This is a genomic window from Aequorivita vitellina (genome assembly GCF_022008365.1).
GTDB classification, from domain to species: Bacteria; Bacteroidota; Bacteroidia; order Flavobacteriales; family Flavobacteriaceae; genus Aequorivita; species Aequorivita vitellina.
The window spans coordinates 1-1,391 of the sequence record NZ_JAIRBA010000083.1 but is presented as its reverse complement, the minus strand read 5'-3'; the positions used below and the strand labels follow the sequence as shown (position 1 = coordinate 1,391).

Annotated in this window: 1 pseudogene; it reads right to left on the bottom strand. The window is 44.8% G+C overall.

The features are described 5' to 3' along the window. Positions 1-1,391: pseudogene (locus tag K8089_RS16035) on the bottom strand (hypothetical protein); the annotation flags it as partial.

Here is a 1,391-nt window from a genome sequence, read left to right as displayed (position 1 = left end):
TCAGTGCTTCCAGCGTCAATATCGCCAACGGTGATGCTGGCGTTTCCGGTTGCATCCAATTGAATCGTAAATGGTGCGGCGCAATTTGCTACTGGTGCTACATTGTCTTCAACGGTTACTACTGTGGTACAGGTTGAAGTATTGCCGTTTACATCGGTTACGGTTAAGGTAATCGTATTCGGACCTACATCTGCACAGGTGAATGTGGATTTGTCTATTGTGGTTGTTGCGATTCCACAGGCATCAGTGCTTCCAGCGTCAATATCACCAACGGTGATACTTGCGTTTCCGGTTGCATCTAATTGAATCGTAAACGGTGCAGCGCAGTTTGCTACTGGTGCAACATTGTCTTCAACGGTTACTACTGTTGTACAGGTTGAAGTATTTCCGTTTACATCGGTTACTGTTAAGGTAATTGTGTTCGGACCTACATCTGCACAAGTGAATGTGGATTTATCAATTGTCGTGGTTGCGATTCCACAGGCATCGGTGCTTCCAGCGTCAATATCGCCAACAGTGATGCTTGCGTTTCCAGTTGCATCCAATTGAATCGTAAACGGTGCGGTACAATTTGCTACTGGCGCTACATTGTCTTCAACGGTTACAACTGTTGTACAGGTTGAAACATTGCCATTTACATCAGTTACGGTTAAGGTAATCGTGTTCGGACCTACATCTGCACAAGTGAATGTTGATTTGTCAATTGTGGTTGTTGCGATTCCGCAGGCATCGGTACTTCCAGCGTCAATATCGCCAACGGTGATACTTGCGTTTCCGGTGGCATCCAATTGAATCGTAAACGGTGCAGCGCAATTTGCTACTGGTGCTACATTGTCTTCAACGGTTACCACTGTTGTACAGGTTGAAGTATTGCCGTTTACATCGGTTACGGTTAAGGTAATTGTATTCGGACCTACATCTGCACAGGTGAATGTTGATTTGTCTATTGTCGTGGTTGCGATTCCGCAGTTATCTGTACTGCCATTTTCGATGTCAGCTGCAGTGATAGTGGCATTGCCAGTTGCATCTAATTGAATCGTAAACGGTGCGGCACAGTTTGCTACTGGTGCAACATTGTCTTCAACGGTTACCGCTGTTGTACAGGTTGAAGTATTGCCATTTACATCGGTTACGGTTAACGTAATCGTATTCGGACCTACATCTGCACAGGTGAATGTGGATTTGTCTATTATGGTTGTTGCGATTCCACAGTTATCTGTACTGCCATTTTCGATGTCAGCTGCAGTGATAGTGGCATTGCCGGTTGCATCCAATTGAATTGTAAACGGTGCGGCACAGTTTGCTATTGGAGCTTCGGTATCATTTATTGTTACATCAAAACTACAAGTTGATTGAAGTCCAGCTCCATCAGTTACGACAAAAGTGTTGGT